General features: G+C 42.1%; 23 protein-coding genes and 1 pseudogene. 15 read left to right on the top strand and 9 right to left on the bottom strand.

The genetic code is table 11. The features are described from left to right. The first annotated feature begins 118 nt into the window (after nt 1-118). From BMX84_RS05900 to BMX84_RS12485, 3 genes are read left to right on the top strand one after another with little or no spacing between them, the layout of a single operon-like run. Complete coding sequence (locus tag BMX84_RS05900; RefSeq protein ID WP_091488036.1) at nt 119-601, top strand: divergent PAP2 family protein; 483 nt, start codon at nt 119-121, stop codon at nt 599-601. Nucleotides 602-636: 35 nt separating this feature from the next. Continuing rightward, on the top strand, nt 637-1,638 hold the full coding sequence (locus tag BMX84_RS12490; protein ID WP_146880592.1) for an NAD(P)/FAD-dependent oxidoreductase: 1,002 nt from the start codon (nt 637-639) through the stop codon (nt 1,636-1,638). A 15-nt stretch (nt 1,639-1,653) separates the two neighbouring features. Further along, the gene (locus tag BMX84_RS12485; RefSeq protein ID WP_146880594.1) at nt 1,654-2,163 is read left to right on the top strand and encodes a phosphatidylglycerophosphatase A family protein; all 510 of its coding nucleotides are present in this window, start codon (nt 1,654-1,656) and stop codon (nt 2,161-2,163) included. 132 nt (nt 2,164-2,295) lie between these two features. On the opposite strand, the gene BMX84_RS05890 is transcribed toward BMX84_RS12485, so the two are convergent. The 3 genes from BMX84_RS05890 to BMX84_RS05880 are packed head-to-tail and all read right to left on the bottom strand — an operon-like array spanning nt 2,296 to nt 4,379. Further along, the gene (locus tag BMX84_RS05890) at nt 2,296-2,928 is read right to left on the bottom strand and encodes a TIGR01906 family membrane protein (RefSeq protein WP_091488034.1); all 633 of its coding nucleotides are present in this window, start codon (nt 2,926-2,928) and stop codon (nt 2,296-2,298) included. Beyond that, nucleotides 2,915-3,685 carry a TIGR01457 family HAD-type hydrolase gene (locus BMX84_RS05885; RefSeq protein WP_091488052.1) on the bottom strand — a complete coding sequence of 257 codons (771 nt, stop codon included), beginning with the start codon at nt 3,683-3,685 and terminating at the stop codon, nt 2,915-2,917. Before BMX84_RS05885 ends, BMX84_RS05890 begins: the two co-directional genes overlap by 14 nt. 19 nt (nt 3,686-3,704) lie before the next feature. Beyond that, on the bottom strand, nt 3,705-4,379 hold the full coding sequence (locus BMX84_RS05880) for a YutD family protein (protein ID WP_177165480.1): 675 nt from the start codon (nt 4,377-4,379) through the stop codon (nt 3,705-3,707). Between the two features lie 218 nt (nt 4,380-4,597). Between BMX84_RS05880 and BMX84_RS05875 the strand changes: the two genes are divergently transcribed. Beyond that, the gene (locus tag BMX84_RS05875) at nt 4,598-5,200 is read left to right on the top strand and encodes a ribonuclease H1 domain-containing protein (RefSeq protein ID WP_091488030.1); all 603 of its coding nucleotides are present in this window, start codon (nt 4,598-4,600) and stop codon (nt 5,198-5,200) included. A 56-nt stretch (nt 5,201-5,256) separates the two neighbouring features. Here BMX84_RS05875 and BMX84_RS05870 read toward each other — a convergent pair whose 3' ends face one another. The 3 genes from BMX84_RS05870 to hisJ all read right to left on the bottom strand — a co-directional run bounded on the left by BMX84_RS05870 (nt 5,257) and on the right by hisJ (nt 7,136). After that, nucleotides 5,257-6,063 carry an aldo/keto reductase family protein gene (locus BMX84_RS05870; protein WP_091488028.1) on the bottom strand — a complete coding sequence of 269 codons (807 nt, stop codon included), beginning with the start codon at nt 6,061-6,063 and terminating at the stop codon, nt 5,257-5,259. A gap of 73 nt (nt 6,064-6,136) precedes the next feature. Further along, the gene (locus tag BMX84_RS05865) at nt 6,137-6,358 is read right to left on the bottom strand and encodes a YdbC family protein (RefSeq protein ID WP_091488026.1); all 222 of its coding nucleotides are present in this window, start codon (nt 6,356-6,358) and stop codon (nt 6,137-6,139) included. Then, nucleotides 6,351-7,136: a histidinol-phosphatase HisJ gene (gene hisJ, locus BMX84_RS05860; RefSeq protein WP_091488024.1), complete on the bottom strand. Its 786-nt coding sequence runs from the start codon at nt 7,134-7,136 to the stop codon at nt 6,351-6,353. Before hisJ ends, BMX84_RS05865 begins: the two co-directional genes overlap by 8 nt. Before the next feature lie 142 nt (nt 7,137-7,278). On the opposite strand from hisJ, the gene BMX84_RS05855 reads away from it, so the two are divergent. From BMX84_RS05855 to BMX84_RS05810, 10 genes and pseudogenes are all read left to right on the top strand, one after another. Further along, on the top strand, nt 7,279-8,154 hold the full coding sequence (locus BMX84_RS05855; protein WP_177165479.1) for an ATP phosphoribosyltransferase regulatory subunit: 876 nt from the start codon (nt 7,279-7,281) through the stop codon (nt 8,152-8,154). Further along, nucleotides 8,151-8,756 (top strand): ATP phosphoribosyltransferase, encoded by a 606-nt coding sequence (gene hisG / locus BMX84_RS05850; protein ID WP_091488021.1) that lies wholly within the window; start codon nt 8,151-8,153, stop codon nt 8,754-8,756. Before BMX84_RS05855 ends, hisG begins: the two co-directional genes overlap by 4 nt. Nucleotides 8,757-8,761: 5 nt before the next feature. Further along, nucleotides 8,762-10,012 carry a histidinol dehydrogenase gene (gene hisD, locus BMX84_RS05845; protein WP_091488020.1) on the top strand — a complete coding sequence of 417 codons (1,251 nt, stop codon included), beginning with the start codon at nt 8,762-8,764 and terminating at the stop codon, nt 10,010-10,012. Continuing rightward, entirely contained in the window at nt 10,009-11,007 is a 999-nt protein-coding gene (locus tag BMX84_RS05840; protein WP_091488018.1) for a pyridoxal phosphate-dependent aminotransferase, read from the top strand. The genes hisD and BMX84_RS05840 overlap by 4 nt, the downstream gene beginning before the upstream one ends. After that, nucleotides 11,004-11,585 carry an imidazoleglycerol-phosphate dehydratase HisB gene (hisB, locus tag BMX84_RS05835; protein ID WP_091488017.1) on the top strand — a complete coding sequence of 194 codons (582 nt, stop codon included), beginning with the start codon at nt 11,004-11,006 and terminating at the stop codon, nt 11,583-11,585. The genes BMX84_RS05840 and hisB overlap by 4 nt, the downstream gene beginning before the upstream one ends. Before the next feature lie 386 nt (nt 11,586-11,971). Further along, nucleotides 11,972-12,160 (top strand): glutamine amidotransferase-related protein, encoded by a 189-nt coding sequence (locus tag BMX84_RS12855; protein WP_371860932.1) that lies wholly within the window; start codon nt 11,972-11,974, stop codon nt 12,158-12,160. Continuing rightward, nucleotides 12,157-12,844: pseudogene (locus tag BMX84_RS12705) on the top strand (HisA/HisF-related TIM barrel protein). The gene BMX84_RS12855 and the pseudogene BMX84_RS12705 overlap by 4 nt, the downstream one beginning before the upstream one ends. Beyond that, the gene (gene hisF, locus BMX84_RS05820; RefSeq protein ID WP_091488015.1) at nt 12,841-13,605 is read left to right on the top strand and encodes an imidazole glycerol phosphate synthase subunit HisF; all 765 of its coding nucleotides are present in this window, start codon (nt 12,841-12,843) and stop codon (nt 13,603-13,605) included. Before BMX84_RS12705 ends, hisF begins: the two are co-directional and overlap by 4 nt. After that, on the top strand, nt 13,598-14,239 hold the full coding sequence (gene hisIE, locus BMX84_RS05815; protein ID WP_091488014.1) for a bifunctional phosphoribosyl-AMP cyclohydrolase/phosphoribosyl-ATP diphosphatase HisIE: 642 nt from the start codon (nt 13,598-13,600) through the stop codon (nt 14,237-14,239). The genes hisF and hisIE overlap by 8 nt, the downstream gene beginning before the upstream one ends. A 158-nt stretch (nt 14,240-14,397) precedes the next feature. Then, the gene (locus BMX84_RS05810) at nt 14,398-15,297 is read left to right on the top strand and encodes a cation diffusion facilitator family transporter (RefSeq protein ID WP_091488013.1); all 900 of its coding nucleotides are present in this window, start codon (nt 14,398-14,400) and stop codon (nt 15,295-15,297) included. Nucleotides 15,298-15,883: 586 nt separating this feature from the next. On the opposite strand, the gene BMX84_RS05805 is transcribed toward BMX84_RS05810, so the two are convergent. Together BMX84_RS05805 and BMX84_RS05800 are read right to left on the bottom strand one after the other, a co-directional pair. Beyond that, the gene (locus BMX84_RS05805) at nt 15,884-17,443 is read right to left on the bottom strand and encodes a bifunctional metallophosphatase/5'-nucleotidase (protein WP_091488012.1); all 1,560 of its coding nucleotides are present in this window, start codon (nt 17,441-17,443) and stop codon (nt 15,884-15,886) included. A gap of 41 nt (nt 17,444-17,484) precedes the next feature. Then, nucleotides 17,485-18,384 (bottom strand): glycerophosphodiester phosphodiesterase family protein, encoded by a 900-nt coding sequence (locus BMX84_RS05800; RefSeq protein ID WP_091488011.1) that lies wholly within the window; start codon nt 18,382-18,384, stop codon nt 17,485-17,487. Between the two features lie 309 nt (nt 18,385-18,693). Here BMX84_RS05800 and BMX84_RS05795 point away from each other — a divergent pair, with 309 nt between their 5' ends. Beyond that, the gene (locus BMX84_RS05795; RefSeq protein WP_091488010.1) at nt 18,694-19,926 is read left to right on the top strand and encodes an IS110 family RNA-guided transposase; all 1,233 of its coding nucleotides are present in this window, start codon (nt 18,694-18,696) and stop codon (nt 19,924-19,926) included. Nucleotides 19,927-20,046: 120 nt separating this feature from the next. Here BMX84_RS05795 and BMX84_RS05790 read toward each other — a convergent pair whose 3' ends face one another. After that, a complete protein-coding gene (locus tag BMX84_RS05790; protein WP_246119077.1) occupies nt 20,047-21,054 on the bottom strand; it encodes a YeiH family protein in 1,008 nt (335 codons plus the stop codon). Nucleotides 21,055-21,110: the final 56 nt, after the last annotated feature.

Genomic DNA, 21,110 nt, shown 5'->3' with positions numbered 1-21,110 from the left:
CCGTAGTTCATTTCGTTTTCCAATAAGTTTTACTTTTGTGAAACTTTTTTATAATTTTTTTCTTTTGTTCATGTTATTATTAAAAGGTGCCTATCAATCTTAAAAAGGACGTTGTTAAATGACATTACTGGAAAATTATCCCTTAGTTGCTGCTTTGTCAGCCATTATTTTATCTCAACTCATTAAAATCCCGGTCGCCTACTTTTTGAAGCGTCCTTCAACAGTAGCCTTGGCTATGTCGACAGGCGGCATGCCCAGTTCACACTCTGCCGGAGTCACAGCTTTGGTTACGAGTTTACTGATCGAATATGGAGTGGCTTCTCCTTATGTCGCCATCGCCTTCACTTTCGGGGTCATTGTTATGTTTGACTCTATGGGTGTGAGACGCCAAAGCGGAGAGCATGGGATCATCATCAATGAACTGATCAGAGACTTTGATGATCTGCAAAAATCATTCTCTAAATATCATCACGAAGAAGTACTGAAGGAAGATGATGAAGAACTGAGATCGAGAGGGTTCCTTGGCCACAAACCGATCGAAGTCTTTTTTGGGATCATTTCAGGCATCATTATCGCACTTGTTATTAGTCTCTTTTATTAAAACTATCACTAGGAACTGTACACGGAGGGTTAAGTTTGACTGATTCAGAAGAAATATTCGATATAACCATTATCGGGGGTGGCCCGATCGGCATGTTTGCCGCATTTTACGCCGGTATGCGGAATGCAAAAACAAAAATGATTGAATCCCTGCCGGTTTTGGGCGGTCAGGTCGCCCTCTTGTATCCCGAAAAAACACTGTATGACGTGGGGGGTTACGCGGGCGTCACTGGAAAAGAACTGGTTCACCAGTTGACCGCTCAAATGCAGCATTTCGATCAGACCATCTGTCTGGAGGAAGAAGTCACCCACATACAGAAGCTGGATGACCATCTGTTTGAATTGACAACTTCTAAAGGCATCCATTATTCCAAAACCATCGTGATAGCTACCGGACAAGGCTCTTTCAATCCCAGAAAACTGACTGTCCCTGATGCCGATAACTATGAAGACAATAACCTGCACTATATCGTCAAGCAAATCGAGCAATATAGAGACAAGACGGTTGTTATCTGCGGCGGCGGTGACACTGCTGTCGACTGGGCTCTTACTTTAGAATCTGTTGCCAAAAAGGTATACTTGGTCCATCGGCGCGACCGGTTCAGGGCTCATGAAGGATCCGTCGAGATGCTTAAGTCTTCGAGTATAGAACTGCTCACTCCTTTTGTTCCTCATGAATTGATGGGAGAGGGAAACTCATTGTCTTCTGTTATTTTTAAAGAAACAAGAGGAAATAAACTAAAAAAAATCGATTTGGATTATTTTATCGTCAACTATGGCTTTGTTTCTAAGCTTGGACCTGTTAAACAATGGGGATTAGATCTTGACCGGACAGACATTATCGTAAACAGTAAAATGGAAACATCGATCGACGGTATCTATGCCGCAGGAGACAGTATCACTTTTGATGGAAAAATCAAGCTGATCGCTACCGGTTTCGGGGAAGCCCCCACCGCTGTCAATCACGCTGTACATTCCATTCATCCAAAAGAACATGCCCAACCTATACAGAGTACTAAGTTGTCATTTGAAGAATAAAAAGGAGGAATCATTATGGTACAATCAGGATCTAAATTACATGAAGTCGCATTGAAAAGATTGAACGATCGTGGTGTTGAGTTAGAAGAGATCGCTGAGCTCGTTTATGATCTGCAGTCTCCTTACCTGACTGAAATATCGGTGGATCTCTGCCTGGAAAATGTTAAGGCTGTTATCAGAAAAAGAGAAGTGCAGAACGCTATACTCACAGGCATTGAATTGGATGTATTGACAGAAGAAGGCAAACTTTCCAGTCCCCTTCAGGAAATCATTGAAGAAGATGAAAGTTTGTATGGTATCGATGAGATACTGGCTCTATCCATCGTGAATGTTTACGGTTCTATTGGGTTTACCAATTACGGATTTCTGGATAAAACCAAGCCGAAACTGATCAAGCGTCTGGATGATCATACTCACTCCAATCAAACACACACTTTTTTAGATGATATTGTAGGCGCCATTGCTGCAGCGGCTGCCAGCCGCCTTGCTCATGATAATCCGGGTATTTCTAAAATAATGAAATAGAATATAAAATACAGAAATAGCCGGGACTCTTAGTCTCGGCTATTTCTGTATTTTCGTGTAACAATTAAACATCTATTCAAAGTAATGTTCCGTCACCAAATTCTGCAGTTGCATACACCTTACCTGTGTAGTTTATTTGAAAGCATTTCTCTTGCTGTACTGATAAGCAACAATAAAGAATACTTCTATAAGCAGGAAAAACAGCAAAAAGGTGTACATAAAAAATTCCTGCGGTAGCGCCATGATGATTGGATCTGTGGCTGGATTGAACAGCCAGTCATCATTATTGAAGAATATTTCATGAAACAGCACAAACATTCTGTCAAAACTTACAGCTAAAAAGGTGAGGAGCAGCGGCGGAACAAGTGCTGCTATGAAAAAAGTTTTCTGAAGTGTCCAGAAGCGTTTATTCTTCTTCAGTGATTTCAAATAAAAGAAGCTGCCAATTGACGAAACGATCAGGACAAAATAATTGAGATAAAACAGAAGCTTCACTTCATAGAAATGAAACAACCCACTGTCAGAACTTATGAAGTCCGGAAAGTTCAGTTCGGTTATCCACGGGAAATGAAGATACCTTAGTAAAACATGATAGTTCTCCATTAATGTTTCCATTGACATACCCAGCTGTTCCGGCAGGCCAAGAGACCAGGCTGAATAGTAGTACAAAGGTGTAAATAATATGACAAACGCTATGCTGACAGTAATAATAAATAGAATCAGACTGATTACACCTGCAATTTTTTTAATGTCAGGCACGATCATCGCCCCACTCATCCAGTGTATTGATTACGTACGTTGGTTGGATCTCCAGATACTCAAGGTCTTCTTTCTTCGTAAATCCTGTGAGTACAAGCAGTGTATCGATCTGACTGTTTATTCCCGCCATAATATCCGTTTCGTAATTGTCCCCGACCATGAGTACCTCTTTTTTAGAAAGGTTCAGTTTATCCAATGCTGAAGCCATCATGATTTTTTCGGGTTTTCCAACAAATATCGGCTTAGTATGAGAGGCTCTTTCGATCATGGCTATCACAGATCCTGCTCCGGGGCTCATCCCTCTTTCTGTAGGGATATTGGTATCTTTATTCGTTGCTACAAACGTCGCCCCTTTTTGGATAGCCAGACTGGCAACTTCACATTTATCATATGTCAGATGCCTGTCAAGTCCTACAACGACATGATCGATGTCCTCATCTACCAGTTCACATCCGACGTCAGTCAGAGCCTGTCTTAATCCATCTTCTCCGACCACGTAGACACGGTTCCCTTTCAACGCTTTAACGTAATCGGCTGTGGCAAGAGCACTTGTGTAAATATTCTCGGCTTTTGCCGGTATATTGAATGTTTTATTTAATCTATCCGCAACTTCTTCGGGGGTACTGGTCGAATTGTTAGTGAGGAATAGATAGGGAATTTTACTATTTTTCAGTTTTTTTACAAAATATGGGGCTTCCTTGATTGGTTCTGTTCCTTTATACATTGTGCCGTCGAGATCGATAAAATAACCGCGATATTTGATATCCTGCATGATTTGACTCCTAATCTTTCTTTTTTCTGATCTGGAAGCGGGTCTTGCCGCTATTACTTTTTACTTCTTTGACTTCTTCTTTTTTCTGATTAGAATCCTCAGTTTTGTTCCGGTTCTTTTTTGTAAATGATCGTTTACCGCTTGAATTGGTGCTGGAAGTCGTTTTTTCCTTTTTATCTGATTTTTTTGAAGGATGAGACGCCTTCTTTTTTTTATAAGGTTTTTTCCCGCCACGGTTCTTTTTGCCTTTACTTTGTGACTGAGGTTTGCGGCTGGACTCATACTGACGAGTCGACTGCTTTTTATTCGGTTCCAAGTTCTCCAGTACGAAATAAGCACAACCGAAGCTGCAGTACTCCAGCAAATAATCTTCCAGATATGAGATGCGCATATCGATTGGGATCTTCTTTACCTCATCCTGATAAAATCCACGTAATCTTAATTTCCCGTAAGACATATCTCCTACGATGTAATCATACTTTTCCAGAAAATCACTGTATCTCTCTTCCAATAATTCAAGGTCCAGAGCTTCTCTATAATTTTTCACGATCTTATACTTGTCGTCTTTAATAGAGATGTGATCTGAATCGATTTTTTTAACTGTTTTATCTTCCGGATTGATGACCTTATCCAGTGCATCAGTAGACAGTTCAGGCTGTTTATCTTTTTTGTCTTGATTGCTCACGTGTATTCTTTCCTTTCAAAAATGCCAGAGCCCCTCGACTCCTGCACCTGTTATTATCTTAAAAAACTCTTCTATTATCTCCACTTATTCTAACATACAATCACTGTACGTATATAATCCTTTTTACATTACCTGCTTTTTCTATTATTACTGAATTGACAAGACGCCCCTCTTCTTCTAAAGTAGTAGAATAAATAGTTTTGACTGAAGGAGAAGTTATGCCGAAAAAATATTACGCAGTAAAAAAAGGACGCAAGCCGGGTATATATTCTACTTGGCCGGACGCTCAAAAACAAGTGTCAGGATATCCCAGCGCTCAGTTTAAATCGTTTCAGACTGAACGCGAAGCACAGGAATATGTAAATGGTGACTTGGAAACACCCAGTCTGGTCACGCCAGATTCACTTGTTGCCTACGTTGATGGTTCTTTTGACAAGCGAACACAGACTTACAGCTATGGAGTGGTGTTACTTAAAAACAACAAGGTTCTGGCAGAACTGAATAATTCAGCACGCGATCCTGAATATGCAGAAAGTTTCCAGATAGCCGGAGAATGTTTTGGTGCATTAAACGCTATCAAGTGGGCAATCGACAACAGTTACAAAGATATCATCATCTATTATGACTATCTGGGCATCGAAATGTGGGCAACGGGGCAGTGGAAGGCAAATAAAACAGTATCCAAGGATTATGTTAAGTTCTTTAAAGCTTTTAAAAACAAGATAAACATCTCTTTTGTGAAAGTAAAAGCTCACACTGGCGTCATTTATAACGAAAGAGCAGATGAACTGGCTAAGCAGGCACTCACTACCTCTTCCTGAACAAGTTAATAACAGGGTATTTTCCTCTTTAAGAGGAGAATACCCTGTTTTACATTTTACAGCTGAGTTATTTTTTTCATATCATCATCAGAGAGCAGAAAGTCCAGACTTTCCAGATTAGCTTTCTGATTTTTGGGATCATGAGATTTCGGGATGACGATGATGCCTCTCTGGGTCTGATAGCGAAGCAGGACCTGTGCCCACGTTTTGCCATAACGTTCACCAATTTCAGCTAAAACGTCACGGTGTTGTTCTGTCGTTTTCATCGGTCCCCAAGCCTGCGGTCTGATGTCACGATCAAGCATAAATTTGATCCATTCATTATTCCATTCTACAGGATTAGACTTGATCTGATTAACAGCCGGTTTGATCGTGGCAAACTGGCCCAGTTTTTCCAAATCCTCATTCGTAAAATTTGACACGCCGATCGTTCTGATTTTTCCTTTTCCTACAAATTCTTCCAGTACTTCCCATGTCAATTTCAATTTATCTTCATCTTCGATCGGTTTATGAATGAGATATAAATCGATATAGTCACTCTGCAAGTTTTTAAGGCTCTGATTCAGCGTCTTTCTTACCGTCTGTTTGTCTTTTACATAGTCATCCTGAGGAGGAATCTTGGTAGTGAGGTAGAATTCACTGCGGTCGATACCACTTTCTTTGACTGTTTTTCCTACTCCCGCTTCATTCCTGTAGGATATAGCCGTATCGATCAATCGGTAACCCATTTTTATCGCCGACTCCAAAGCAGAAAAATCGCCATTCAGGTCACCGTTATAGTCATTATTCTCCTTCCCATACGTATTTGTCCCTGTTCCTAAGTAAGGCATTGTTGTACCATTGTTCAAGCGTACATGTTCCATTTTATCGCTCCCTTGATAAAAGTATATATTATATTCGATTATAACAAATCTGTCATCCCTTTTTCCAATTCATTTAGAGATCGATTTCAGATAGTACCTTTTTCAGCTGAGCTAATTCATCATTGTTGAACGTCAGTCCCTTGCTCATTTTCGTGTGATCCGGACTCCACTCTCTGATGTCAAACTTCGGCGGGCGGTTATTCCAGCTCACTAAATTCAGCTCTTTCTTCCATCCTTTGGGTGTTTCAGAAAGAACGGCAAGATGTTCGACTACCTCGTATGAAATTTTATCCATTATTCATTCCCCTTTCAAAATATCTTCCAATATCTTTTGACTGATGTGCATCCGAGCCATAAACTAGCCAGATGCCTTTTTTTACGGCTCGTTCAACAAGTGCTGCGTCAGGATAGGTCTTTTTATAGTAAGGTTTGTCTATTCCAGCAAAGTTATAATCCAGATCATACCCGTTATTTTTCACCTGTTCCAGTATAACTTCCCAGTTGACCGTATCTTGATGGTCATGAGCTTCACTAAACTTATTTATCAAGGTGATATGACCGATCCTTTTAGGGGTCCATTTGCCATAAGGAACCGCCAGAGCCTTCATGAGTGTTTCCTCATACAATGTGGTTAATTTTTCATAACCGGTTTCTTTCATTTTTTTCAGGAATTCCTCTTTACTGTAATCGATACAGAAGTAACCGGAATCCGGTATCTTTAAAAAATGGACACTCAATATAGAATGCGGTACTGTTTCAGGATAGCGTTGCAGGAATGTTTTCGTTTCTTCCTCCATCCCTTCTAAATAATCGATCTCGAATCCAGTATTTATAGTGATCTTTTCTTTGTATTTTTCTTTCAGGTCTTCGCCCCGTTTCAAGTAGGCTTCAACATCTTCAGCTCTCATGGCACTGTCTTTTTGAGGTGTGGTGTCTTCTATTGGAAGCGGCGCATGCTCAGTAAACGTGAGCTGCTTCAATCCTTTACTCAATGCTGTCTTGATATAGGCTTCCATCTCGTCCTCGCTGCCATGAGGACAGAAATGAGTATGAACATGATTGTCTCCTGTCATCTGATCTTCTCCAAACCTTCAAATTTGAAATCTTTCATAAAAACATCTTTTATATTAAAATTTTCTAATCTATATGATTTTATATTATAATATAAAATCATTGTATCAAAATAATAAATAAATGGAAATGAGGAGCTGCTGGATGAGTCTTGAGAAAAATAGTCAGTATTTATTAGAGAAAAAGCGCAAAGAAATGGATTTTCTTCATCGTTTCCATTTCTTAGGATATGATTTGCTGGATTTGTCTCTACTGGAACGATTCGAATGGGACCGGCTTTCAGAAGATGATCTGAAAATGATGAAATCAAGACACATTTGGCAGGCAGGTGATTCACTCTTATCGCTGCGAAGCGACTGGACTGATGCCATCGTGCGTTATAGAAAAAAATACAAACTGCAAACGGATAAAATCGCCTACTCCGGTCCGGTTTTTCCTATGGATCAAGAAAAAATGCAGTTTGGAATGGAAATTTTTACAGATGACATTTCCCGACAGCTCTCTACAATGCAGGACCTTCTCCAATATATCAAGGAAAATCTTGCTCTCTCTCTGGATGTTGCTGTGATCAGTCACTATTCCCTGCTGAAAAAACTTTTGTCTAAAAGTGAACGTCAGAACTCCGAGATCATGCAGTATCTTGGTGAACGCAACCTGGATGGACTGACCAAAAGACTGGGTGACTCACATCCAGTCGTCAGACTCATGAGTCAGCCGGTACCAGATCAGCTGGATTATGCAAAAGAATATTTCCCCGATTTAAGAAAACCTGTGGAAGAGATTCAGCGCTGGCAGGATCAGCTTATTGAAAACAATATCCGGGTCGTTTACTGCGACCTGTTTTCCATCCCTCCCCAATCTTATTATAAAGGTATCTTTTTGCAATTCTATGCCGACTACTCCGTTGAACCTGTTTTGACCGGCGGACAGTACTCCAGCCCTACCCGGGCATTCGGTATGGCTATTAATTTATCCAGCTTATTTTTAAAGACTAATGTTCAGAGAGGAAAATCATCGTGATAACCATTGCACTATCTAAAGGGAGACAACTAGAAGATTTTATAGCTTTTTTGAAGCAACAGAAATTAAGACAGTGGTACACTGCGCTTGAATCCATCTCGAGAGAACTGTTGATCGAGAAAAAAGACACCCGTTTCCTGTTAGTGAAGGGTGAAGATGTACCGGTTTATGTCGAAGAAGGCGTTGCCGATCTGGGTATCACTGGAAGTGATGTTCTCTATGAGCAGAACCGTCAGATAAATAACCTGATGGATCTGCCTTTCGGTTACTGTCACTTTGCGCTGGCGGCAAAATCAGAAAAAGATACGTATCCGATCGTCGCAACGAAATATGTCAAATATACACAGGACTACTTTGACTCCATCAGACAGCCCGTTAAAATCATTCCCTTGAAAGGGTCTGTGGAACTGGCCGCTAAGATCGATATGGCTGATGCCATTATGGATATCGTTCAGACGGGAACCACTCTCCGGGAAAATGGTCTGGAGGAACAAGTCTGTCTGGATCATATCAATGCGCGGCTGATAGCCAACAAACACGCATTCTTTTCAAAAAATACAGAAATACAATCAATCATAAATCAATTAAAAAAGCGAGGTTAGATGATATGTATACATTCAATTCATTCAAAGAAGTGATCGCTTCAACGAATAAAACAGATTGGGATAAATTGAAACAAGTCATGACGATCATCCAATCAGTGCAGGAGAACAAAGATCAGGCTCTCTATGATTATTCTGAAACATTCGTCAACGTCAAACTGGATACACTTGAAGTCATGCAGACTGAGCTTGAATCAGCCTATCATGCCATTGAGGATGAATTAAGAACATCTTTAGAACTGGCCTATCAAAATATATGGGATTATCAGCAGTCTATAAAAATCTCAGACGGTAAAACATCGGAGCTTTATCAGAAAGTACATCCACTGAATCGTGTCGGCATCTATGTCCCTGGAGGAACCGCCCCCCTGGTTTCGACCGTCTTGATGACAGCAGTTTTAGCAAAGGTCGCAGGTGTTAATGAAATCATTGTGACGACACCACCCCAAAAAGGTGGAGTGAATCAGGCGATCCTTGCGGCATGCCATATCGCTAAAGTCGATCGTGTCTTTCAAGTCGGTGGCGCACAGGCCATTGCCGCTTTAGCTTATGGAACAGAAAGCATTCCGGCCGTTGATAAAATCGCAGGGCCAGGTAATCAGTATGTTGCCTTAGCCAAGAAAATGGTCTACGGTGATGTCGGTATCGACTCGATTGCAGGGCCAAGTGAGATCGTTGTGGTTGCTGATGAGGACACACGTGCAGATTATGTCGCTTACGACCTGCTTGCTCAAGCTGAACATGATGTACTCGCCCGTACATTCCTTATCAGTGAAAGCAAGGAAAAACTTGAAGAGATCCAGCAAAAAGTCGATGATCTGGTCGATGACCAGCCCCGTACCGCTATTATAAAAACCAGTCTCAGAGATCATCACTACTCTATTCTGACAGCTGATAAAGAAGAAACCATCGACTGCGTCAATACCATCGCAGGTGAACATGTATCCATTCAAACGAAAGATGCCAGTTCCTATATCGATCGCATCAATACAGCCGGCGCTTTATTCATCGGTGACTATTCTCCAGAAGCCATCGGTGACTATGTGGCAGGACCCAGTCACGTTTTACCAACAGGAGGTACCGCACGTTTCAGCAGCGGTCTGACGGTCAATGATTTTTTGCGGACCAATTCGATCATTGCATTGAAAGAAGAGTCGTTCAAGCACATGGCTCCAAGCGGTATGCGTCTAGCTCTGGAGGAATCACTGCAGGCCCACCATGATTCATTAGCCTGTCGAATGGAGGAAAACAAATGATACGTATAGATAAAAATGAAAGTCCTTATAGAGCACTGGCTGAAGATGAAATCAGCGCTCTCGCAATAGACACACACTTCAATAAGTATGCGGATAATGAGTACGAGAAGCTGCAGGAAAGCTATGCTGCCTATAATGGACTGGATCCCCATTTAGTCTCTTTTGCGAACGGCTCTGATGAATGGATCCAAAAAGCCATGATCATATTAGGTGAAGGCCCTGCCTTGATTTTAGATCCGGATTTTGTCATGTATGAAGAATACGCCATCCAGTTCAAGCGTCCCCTGATCAAAGTGGATGCCAAGGCAGACATGACTTTTGACTATGAAGAAGTCTTTGAGAAAATAAAAGAGTACCGCCCTTCCGTCTTCATTTTCTCACAGCCGAACAATCCGTTTGGCATGATGCATCCGGTCGAATTCATTGAAAAAGCTGCAGAATTGATGGAAGAAGTAAAAGGCTACCTGATCATTGATGAAGCCTACGCCGAATTTCTGGAAGAGCTTCCCTCTTATCCGGAAGGCGATCATGTCATTCGCTTTCGTACGCTTTCCAAAGTTTACGGGCTGGCGGGGTTGAGGATCGGTGTTGCCATGTCGACTGAAAAAACAATGAATGTTCTGAATTCCATAGCGCATCCTTACCCGCTCAATACGTTTTCTTTAAATATTGCTCATTATTTACTGAATCAGCCGGAGAGACTCAGTGACTTTATTGCATTGAACCGCAAGCTGGCAAAAGAACTTCAGCTAATCTTTCATGAAGAAGCGGGAGAACATATCAGCATACTGAAAAGCCATACGAACTTTTTATTCACACATGGAAAAAAAGCACTGGAGCTGGGAGCTTATGTTAAGCAGCACGGCTTTCAGCCTAAATTGTATCCCGAATCGGATCATCCGACGCTCAAAGAAGCCGTGAGATATTCGATCGCAACCACTGAAGAAATGAAAGAGCTCAGACAAATCGTCAGAAAATGGAGTGACTCTCAATGACTGTAACCAAAGAACGCAATACAAAAGAAACAAAAATCAGACTAAGTGTAGACAAAGGATTGAAAGAATCATCGATCGATACAGGTGTGGGCTTTTTGAATCACATGCTGGACCTGTTTGCCTTTCACGGACATTACATTTTGGATGTCACAGTTGACGGTGATACAGAGGTCGACGATCATCACACGACCGAAGATATCGGTATCCTGCTCGGGCAGGCCATTGCCGAATTGAATCAGGACAAGTCATCGATCGAACGTTACGGAACTGCCTATGTGCCGATGGATGAGACGTTGGCCCGGACGGTTGTTGATATCAGCGGTCGTCCCTATCTGCATTTTGATGCGGATTTTTCCAGCCAGAAAGTGGGAAGATTTGATGTTCAGCTGGTCAAAGAATTTTTCTATGCTCTGACTATGCATGCCCGACTGACCGTGCACATGGATCTTTTACGTGGCGGAAATACCCATCATGAAATCAAAGCCCTGTTCAAGTCTTTTGCTCAGGCTTTGAGAAAAGCATCGCAGTCTTCGGATGTTTCCAGACTCCCCTCTTCGAAAGGAGTCATTGAAGAATGATTGCCATTGTAGATTACGGTCTAGGTAATATCGCCAACTTGTCTAACGCGCTTCACTATTTGGGATATGAGTCAGTTGTAACACATGATGTCACTAAACTAAAAAGCGGCTGATACGATCATACTCCCTGGTGTCGGACATTTTAAAGATGCCATGAACCGTTTAAACGAACTCGATCTGGTCCCCGTATTGACTGAATAAAAAAAGCAGAAACCCTTTATCGGAAACTGTCTAGGGATGCAGCTTCTTTTTGAGCACAGTGAAGAAGGAGATGCGGACGGGTTGGGATATCTTCCGGGGACAGTCAAAAAAATCACAGGGTCGCTTCCCGTTCCTCATCTGGGATGGAATAAACTGAATTCATCCTTCCTTCTTTACAAGGGGATGTGTACTTTATCCATTCATACAAAGTACACACAGATGAAAATATTGTTGCCACAGCAAATTATGGAGATCCTGTTGTCGCTATCGTACAGAAAGACAATCTGATCGGTATCCAGTTTCACCCGGAAAAAAGTGGTGACCAGGGTCTTCACATCCTTGATCAGGCTTTGAAAGGCGGTTTTAAATTATGATAGAAATCTGGCCGACGATCGATTTGATCGATCAGCAGAGTGTACGCCTGACTGAGGGCGTTTATGATTCAAAAGAAGTCATGAAACGGTCCCCGAAAGAAGCCATCTCTTTTTACAATCGATTCAAACAGGTCACACGCATCCATATCGTTGATCTCATGGGTGCCTTACACAAAAAACCCAGCGACAAAACGTTCATCAAGGAATTGATCGAATCCAGTACTTCCCCTGTCGAAATCGGGGGTGGTATCCGTTCACTACCTATTCAGTGGTGCCTCTTACGTCATCGTCGGCACGCGGGGACTGCAGGACAGTCAGTGGCTGGAAGAAATGACTACGCTCTATCCAGGCAAGATCTATCTGGGACTTGATGCAAAAAAAGATCAGGTCGCAGTGAATGGCTGGACAGAATCCGTGGATAAAACGATTTATGATGTTGCTGAAGAAACGGCTTCGCTTGCTTTGGGAGGCATTATTTATACGGACATTTCTAAAGACGGGAAAATGCAGGGCCCTAACTTCGAACTGACAGAAAAATTGGCCGATCTGACCCCTCACCCAGTTACCGCATCCGGCGGCATACGCAGTTTAAACGATTTGAAACGTCTGGAAACAGCCGGTATTAAAGCGGCCATTGTCGGAAAAGCCGCTAATACAGAAGCTTTCTGGGAGGAAATTTCATGATCAAAAAACGTATCATCCCTTGTCTGGACGTCAGAGATGGTGTCGTCGTCAAAGGAATCCAGTTTAAAGGTCTTCGAGAGATCGGCGATCCAGTCGAATTAGCGAAACGTTATAATACATTAGGTGCCGATGAGCTGGTGTTTCTTGATATCTCAGCAACACATACAGGGAATGCCCTGATGCTCGATGTTATACGGGAAACCGCTAAAGAACTCTTCATCCCCATGACTATCGGGGGTGGCCTGAAATCTTCGGAAGATATCTCAGCTGTATTGAATGCCGGTGCAGATAAAGTGAGCTTGAATTCAGCTGCTTTGAATGATCCGTCGCTGATAAATGAAACCAGCGAAAAATTCGGTTCACAGTGTATCTGCATCGCCATCGACGCCAAATGGGAGGAAGCAGATCAGGACTGGTACTGCTACACCCACGGCGGCAAGAAAAAAACCGAGGTCAAAGCTCTGGATTGGGTCAAGGAAGTGGAAGCGCGAGGAGCAGGAGAATTGCTGATCACCAGCATGGATTATGACGGCATGCAGCAGGGCTTTGACCACGAACTGCTTAAAAAAATCAAAGAAACCGTGACTATCCCGGTCATCGCTTCCGGCGGTGCAGGAAATGCCCAGCATTTTGCAGACCTTTTCCAGAATACTGATGTGTCAGCTGGGCTTGCCGCCTCCATTTTCCACGATGAAGATGTCTCCATACACGAAGTCAAAGATCTATGCCAATTAAAAGGAGTGCCGATGCGCCATGACTAACTACGATTCACTGCAGCCTGATTTTTCAAAAGGATTACTTCCCGTTATCCTTCAGCACTACACCACAAAAGATGTTCGCATGATGGGCTATATGAACGAAGAAGCCTTTGAAAAGACAAAACAGGATGACGTTGTCTGGTTCTTTTCCCGGTCTAAAAACAGATTATGGAAAAAAGGCGAATCCAGCGGTAATGTCCAGTACGTCAAAGACATGTACCTGGATTGTGACCAGGATGCCCTCCTCGTTATGATCGATCCGGCCGGTCCGACCTGTCACACGGGGTCAAAAAGCTGTTTCGATCTCGGTCCCTCTTTCACCCTGAAAGATATCGAAGCAACGATAGAAAACCCGGCAGAGACTGGTGAAGAGAAATCATATACAAACTATCTGCTGAATGAAGGTATCGATAAGATAGCTAAAAAGTTCGGTGAAGAAGCCTTTGAAGTCGTGATCGGAGCAAAAAACAAAGATAAAACAGAAATAGCCAGTGAGGCCGCCGATGTCTTGTATCATCTGGGAGTACTTTTGTATCAGACCGGTGCTTCAATTGAAGATGTCGAAGCCGTTTTAGCTTCCCGTCACGAAAAAAAGAATAATTTCAAAGGGGCTCGGTCTGACGTACAAAACTGGTAAACAAACATCCTGATATGCTTAACCCTCTCATCCTAGGATTATTTTAGCGATCACTCCTTATCTAAAAAAGTTCTTTGTTGTTTTTTCATCGTCATTCTTATAGAATAAATAAGTATATGGAAAAGTATCGAATGAACTAATGAAAAAGTAGGGATAGTTTGAAAAGCCAAATAAAACGTGTCAAAATTGCCGAACAAGGTGCCAGAGTTTCTATCGCTGTCTATGTACTTCTTGCTGTTGTAAAGCTGGCAGTGGGTTACTTTATGCGTTCGACCTCTTTATCAGCAGACGGGTTCAATAATCTGACTGATGTCCTCTCATCCGTTACTGTTTTGGTGGGACTGAAAACCGCACGAAAACCTGCTGATGAAAATCACCCTTATGGCCACTGGAAGGCCGAACCCATAGCCAGCCTGATCACATCCTTTATTATGCTTTTTGTGGGATTTCAGGTACTCCAAAGCAGTATCATACGCCTCTATAGAGGTGAACTGATCCCGCCTAACCGGCTGGCTGCTGTCGTTGCGCTGATCAGTTCTTTAATACTGTTTATACTCTATCGCTACAATCTGAATTTAGCAAAAAAGGCAAAAAGTACTGGTTTAAAGGCTGTTTCTCAGGATAATCTGGCGGACAGTCTGACGAGTCTGGCGACGGCTGCTGCTATTTTGGGTGCCTCTATCGGCTGGGTGTGGCTGGACAGTATCATGGCCTCCATCGTCGCTATTATCATTGTCAAAACGGGTGTGGAAGTATTTAAGGAAAGTACCTTCTCATTATCCGATGGATTCAAAGATAAACATCTTTACCTTTATAAAACCAAAATACTCATGATCCCTAGAGTAAAAAGCGTGCCGTCGATAAAAGCGCGGATGTACGGAGCGAATACTTATGTGGATGTAACTATTCTAGTGGATGGCGAGATGACCGTGCAGGAAGGTCATGACATCACCGAAATCATCGAAAAATTGCTTTACGAAGAATTTGATGTGATGCACACAGATGTGCATGTGGAACCTTTTGATTTAACAGAACAGTTCAATCGGGAACAAATGTGATAACATACTAAAAACAGCAGGCATAACCTTTAATAGAGGTTGTACCTGCTGTTTTTCATTAAAACGTGTAATGATTTTCCCGAACGTGTTCAGATAGTCAGAGTATATAGAATCGATTTCTACTGATAATTGTTAACGACTCGCATATATCGAACTGCATTATGGATTATCTTATCAGCAAATAGTAACGATTTCTCGTAAACGAAGCTGGGACATGTCTCCCAGCTTCTTCCTATGTTTATCTAACAATATTGTAACGAGTTTACGCTAAAAATTTTCAAGAAGTGGTCGTAATAGCCTTATTGTGACCAGTTAATCCTGTAATCCTTTAGGAAGTGGTCACAATAGCTGTTTAGCGACCAGTTAATGCTGTGTTTCTCCAGGAAGTGGTCACAATAGCTGTTTAGCGACCAGTTTATGCTGTGTTTCTCAAGGAAGTGGTCGCAATAACTGTTTTGCGACTAGTTAATGCTGTGTTTCTCCAGGAAGTGGTCACAAAACAACAAAATCAATCATGAGATTATTTTTCTTTCTATAAAAAGACTTCACAAAACAAAAAGGCTGGGAGTTATTCTTCCCATCCTCTTTATTTTGAAGATATGACTTTGAAATTATTATTCACTCCAGCTTTTACTGGAGAAAAAGCTGCAAAATAATCGCCAATCAATTCATTCATGGGGATCGTCACTTCCCGTATTATTTTACCCGTATCGAACATAGTGTAGTTGCCTCCACCGACGGCACGGTACTGATTAATGACGATATCAAGACTGTCTTCAGGCAGAATCTCTCTACCCTGATACATAAACGAAACAATACGTTCTCCCTCCGGTTGAGCCACATCTATGACATAATCGATGCCTTCGTACATGTCATAATTGTACATCTGCGGTTTCGGATCCATGAACTCCGGATTTACAACTATTTCGTTTTCATTATTCAGTGTAAAGTAGGACGCAGACCGTTCAAGCGCTGCTTTCAGATCCTGTCCTGAAACACTCAACACAGCCAGCGTGTTAGGGTAAATATAATTTAAAACGACATCCCTCATCGTGACCGAATTAGAGAATCCTTTGACCCTATTATTAAATAAAGCTGTACCTGAAATATCACAGTCTGAATAATACATTTGAACACGCTGGATGAATTCGATATAAGGATGTTCTTCTTTTCTCGCTGTTTCAACATCGTCGATCGTCATGTCACCTTCAACACGGCCGATCGGCTGATCCAGCCAGTCTTCCACCTCATCATTCACCCAAAGATATTCCGCAGCAAGCTGTTCATCCAATTGTTCATTTTTAACAGACAGCAGCTCAGCTTCCATCGACTTGATCGTTACTTTCCCTTTAGTTTTCTCCAGGTCGAGTACGACTTTCCCAAGATATTCACCTTTACTGCCTGGCATGACGATAGCTGTACCATTGACCACTTCTGCAATGAGCCGATGCTGGTGTCCGGCAAGAAGAACATCGATGCCGGGAACTTCACTTAATATAGCATATCCTTCATTTTCTCCTGTGAGTGTTTCAGTCGGCTGACCCGTATGGAGGTCTTTTTCAAATCCGCCATGGTAACTGACCACGACGATATCTGCTTTTTCTTTCAACAGAGGGACATAGGTTTTTGCTGTTTTTAAAGCTGACTCAAAAGTCAGTCCCGAATAGTTTTCGGGATGTTCCCAGTGCGGTATGTATTGCGTAGTCAACCCCAGAACCGCCACGCTTATGCCTTCTAACTCAAAAATTTTATACGGTTCACCGAAAGCTGTGTTTCCTTCACCCGTCAGGATATTGGCACATAAAACAGGGTGATCTGCTGATGATACTGCAGATTCCAGGTATTCCAGACCATAATTAAACTCATGGTTGCCAATGATTCCGGCATCGAACTTAAGATCATTGACGATTTCCATTAAAAGTCCGGCAGAATGTTTGTGCTTGACGAGATAATGCGTGAAGGGAGATCCCTGAATGATGTCTCCATTTTCAATCGCCAGGCTTGCTCCTGTCGTTGCCTTTCTTTCCTTTTTCAATAAAGAAGCAAGTTTCAGTAAGCCATATTCCGCATCCTGGATACGAGACTGATAGTCTGTGGGATAGACATAACCATGAATATCACTTGTTTCAAATAAAGTCAGCTTCATCCAATGTCCCTCTCTGTCTGTAATTTTTTCAACTAATTCTCTTACTCTGACAACACATTCAATAGTAGACGCGGATCATCTGTCATAATACCGTGGGCACCCAGTTCTATGAGCTCTTTCATTGTCTCTTCCTCATTGATCGTCCAGTAATAAACATGCATGCCCCGATTATTTGCCCCACGAATCAGTTTCCAGTCTGCCAGATCATATCCTTCTCTTTCAGTGGGCAACTGGAAGGCAGAAGCCTTGGGCTGGTAAAGAGCGTTGAGAAACGCTTTGTGCATCATGACGAACTGACGTGTTTCTTCCTCGCCTGCCCCTATAGCCACTTCACCGTTTGAGATATCTTTGAATTTGAGATTGATATCGTGATCGAAACTGGCGATCAAAACATTCTCTTTCATGTCATAGTCTTGAATATGATTCCACATCTCATCGATCAGGGCATCATACATAACAGGCATATTGGTATCTTTGAGTTCGATCAGATGTTTCTTGTCGCCGAATTCCGAAAAGACCTCTTCCACTGTAGGGATCTGTACACCGGTCCCTCTATAGGGATAGTCACCGGTTTCATCTTCGAAATGGTAACCGGCATCTAAGGCTTTCACTTCTTCCAAAGTCATTTTGTTGATGTTTCCAGAACCGTTTGACGTGCGGTCCACCGTGTCATCATGGATGACGACCAGGTGACCATCTGCTGTGATATGCACATCATACTCCAGTACATCAGCACCGATTTCGGATGCATTTCTAAATGCTTCCAGTGTGTTTTCAGGTGCCAGGGCCTTTCCTCCCCGATGGGCAATAACAAGTGGTTCTTCTTCGACTTCAAAATAAGCATGATCAGTCTTTGAAGACAGCGGAAATAAAAAGAGCAGGAACCAGAGCATGCATACACTTATCAATATGATTCCGAAAACTTTCAACATTTTTTTCATGTTTATAATTCATTCCTTTCGCTTCGCTCAAGGCACAACACGAGATGAAAAACGTGTGACGCCGTTGGCGTTTGGTGTATACTCTACTCAGAAACAACCTGCTCATACTACAAATCACGGGGAGGTGAGTAAGTGCATGAGTTTCATGCATGACCTCGCATGTTTATATGTGTCGTTTCGCTCTTCAAGCACAACTAAGTAGGACATTGAGCCTGAAAACTTATCTTTGATCAAACAACTCGTTTGTAGAGAGCGAAACAGTCCCTGAGCAGGATTGTTTCTATTTTTTTATTTAAGGAGCTGATTGAAGTGCTATCGATCGTCTATCCAAACTGCTGTGGGATCGACGTTCATAAAACGTTTGTTGTAGCCACGATTGCTATAACCGATGATCACGGCATCACACATTACTATCAGAAACGATTTTCTACGTTCACTAAAGGGTTGAGAGCGTTAAATGAATGGTTGGATTACTACTCCTGTTTTGACGTCTGTATGGAATCTACGGGTAAATATTGGATTCCCGTCTTTAATTTACTTGAATCTTCTCGCCACGTTTGTCTTGCTCACCCCAAATATCTAAAAGCTATCAAAGGAAAGAAAACAGATAAAAAGGATTCAAAATGGATCGCTGATTTATTTAAACACGATTTGCTTATGAGTAGTTTTATTCCAGAGCTACCTATTCGAGAATTAAGAGATTTGACTCGGTATCACTTTAAACTGACGAATATAGCGTCCAGCGAAAAGAATCGTCTTCAAAATTCCCTTACGGTTTCCAACATTGCGCTTTCTAGTGTCCTATCCGACACCCTCGGTGTGAGTGGCCGTCGCATTATCGATGCCATCCTAGAAAAACCAATTGATGAAATCGATCTCCCTGCTCTGATTCATAGCCGTTTGAAAAATAAATTATCCGACCTCGAATTGGCTATCGATGGAAAAATCACGCCTGAACAAGCAGGAAAGATGCGCATCATTAAAGGTCATTATGACAGTTTAATGGCGAGTAAAGATCAGCTGACCCAACTCATCCTGACGACCGCAACTCCCTATGAACGTGAAAGAGAGCTGATTCAAACGGTCCCCGGCTGTGCCAATCCTCTAACTGCTGTGAAAATATTATCTGAAATCGGTGTCGATATGACACACTTTCCAACTGCCGGACACCTCTGTTCCTGGGCAGGTTTAACACCTACCAATAACGAAAGTGCCGGTAAAAAGAAATCTGTCCGTATCTCAAGAGCTGGACAGTATTTAAAACCTCTTCTCGTTCAACTGGCAAATGCCGTTGTTCGCAGCGAGAAACATGCCGAACACCGCCAGAAATATTTACAGTTAAAAAAACGACGTGGTCACAAAAAAGCGATTATTGCCATTGCACGTCGCCTTTTGACAGCTATATATTATATGCTGCTTCGTGGCGAACCCTATAATGCGTCTCTCTATAAGACCGAAGGGCTTCGTCCAGGGAGAGAAATGACTGTCGAACAAGCAATCAGTTTTGCAAAAAGTCATGGGTTTGCGATTACAGTTAGCTAAACTCATTTCTGAAACTTTCATGAAAATCACCTCTTTTTTAAGTGCGCCTCCTACTCCTTTACACCTCATTAGTCTTTAATTACATATTTTCAAACTTCTCACTCTCCAAAACAATAAAGATCAGCCAATGACGAAAAAAACGACGATATATGACACGACAACTACCAGAGACGACAAGATAAACCCGTGTATAAAGGGCTTGAACCCCGTTTTAATGAAGACAGAAATATTCGTTTTAAGTCCAATGGCTGCTAGAGCCACAACCATCAAAAAGCGGCTTACCGTTTTCATTCCACCAGATATTTCCGGACTGATCAACCCTACTGAATTGAAAAGGGCCATCAGGACAAATATAATGATAAACCATGGAACCAGACCAGATAATGAGACTCTTGCTTTTCTCAAGTGCGGCTGTTCGCGTTTTTTTCTGTAATAAATAGTCGAGAATATCAGAACTGTCGGGATGATCGCTAACGTACGTGTCAGCTTGACCATCGTTGCCACTTCTCCGGCAACTTCAGAAAAAGCAAAACTTGCTGCAACGACACTTGATGTATCATTGATCGATGTCCCGGCCCAATAACCGAAAAAGGTGTCACTTAATGAAAGCAGAGTCCCAATGATCGGATATAATACGATCATCAAGACGTCAAATAAAAACGTGGACGAAATAGCATAGGATACATCGCTGTCTTCCGCTTCAATGACCGGAGCCAGTGCAGCGATGGCTGAGCCTCCACAGATAGCTGTCCCGGCAGCTATCATGTTACTCAATTTCCAGTTGATATTGAATAATCTGCCTAAGAGATATCCTCCACCGAATGCTGTCAGAAGTGTAAAGACCAGCACAAGTAGAGTCTGGCTCCCTACTTCCAATATAATAGAAAAATTCAAAGAAGCCCCTAGTAAAATGATCGCTCCTTTTAGGATTTTTTTGGAAGCGTACTGGACACCTTCCTGGAGCCGGTCCTCGTCATAATAAACGGTACGGAAAAGAATACCCAGAAACATGGCAATTACCGTGGATCCTATATAGTGTCCCGGCAAAATACTTTCTATGTAAACAGCCAGTATGGCGATCATTAAGGATAAGATAATCCCTGGTAATACTTTTAACTTTTGCTGCACATCTGTCATCCTTCCATATAAGTCTTGAATTATTATACCATTTTTTTGACTATTCT

Source organism: Alkalibacterium putridalgicola, from assembly GCF_900109825.1.
Taxonomy (GTDB): Bacteria; Bacillota; Bacilli; order Lactobacillales; family Carnobacteriaceae_A; genus Alkalibacterium; species Alkalibacterium putridalgicola.
The sequence above is the reverse complement of the archived record's forward strand: the minus strand, read 5'-3'. Positions and strand labels throughout refer to the sequence as shown.

Bases quoted from the DNA above. Each gene is read 5' to 3' on its own strand.
- BMX84_RS05890 (WP_091488034.1), bottom strand. From the start codon at position 2,928: ATGATCGTGCCTGACATTAAAAAAATTGCAGGTGTAATCAGTCTGATT.
- hisJ (WP_091488024.1), bottom strand. From the start codon at position 7,136: ATGACAGGAGACAATCATGTTCATACTCATTTCTGTCCTCATGGCAGC.
- hisB (WP_091488017.1), top strand. From the start codon at position 11,004: ATGACTGTAACCAAAGAACGCAATACAAAAGAAACAAAAATCAGACTA.
- BMX84_RS05865 (WP_091488026.1), bottom strand. From the start codon at position 6,358: ATGGATAAAATTTCATACGAGGTAGTCGAACATCTTGCCGTTCTTTCT.
- BMX84_RS05805 (WP_091488012.1), bottom strand. From the start codon at position 17,443: ATGAAGCTGACTTTATTTGAAACAAGTGATATTCATGGTTATGTCTAT.
- BMX84_RS05800 (WP_091488011.1), bottom strand. From the start codon at position 18,384: ATGAAAAAAATGTTGAAAGTTTTCGGAATCATATTGATAAGTGTATGC.
- BMX84_RS05840 (WP_091488018.1), top strand. From the start codon at position 10,009: ATGATACGTATAGATAAAAATGAAAGTCCTTATAGAGCACTGGCTGAA.
- BMX84_RS05855 (WP_177165479.1), top strand. From the start codon at position 7,279: ATGAGTCTTGAGAAAAATAGTCAGTATTTATTAGAGAAAAAGCGCAAA.
- BMX84_RS12485 (WP_146880594.1), top strand. From the start codon at position 1,654: ATGGTACAATCAGGATCTAAATTACATGAAGTCGCATTGAAAAGATTG.
- hisIE (WP_091488014.1), top strand. From the start codon at position 13,598: ATGACTAACTACGATTCACTGCAGCCTGATTTTTCAAAAGGATTACTT.
- BMX84_RS05870 (WP_091488028.1), bottom strand. From the start codon at position 6,063: ATGGAACATGTACGCTTGAACAATGGTACAACAATGCCTTACTTAGGA.
- BMX84_RS05875 (WP_091488030.1), top strand. From the start codon at position 4,598: ATGCCGAAAAAATATTACGCAGTAAAAAAAGGACGCAAGCCGGGTATA.
- hisD (WP_091488020.1), top strand. From the start codon at position 8,762: ATGTATACATTCAATTCATTCAAAGAAGTGATCGCTTCAACGAATAAA.
- BMX84_RS05900 (WP_091488036.1), top strand. From the start codon at position 119: ATGACATTACTGGAAAATTATCCCTTAGTTGCTGCTTTGTCAGCCATT.
- hisF (WP_091488015.1), top strand. From the start codon at position 12,841: ATGATCAAAAAACGTATCATCCCTTGTCTGGACGTCAGAGATGGTGTC.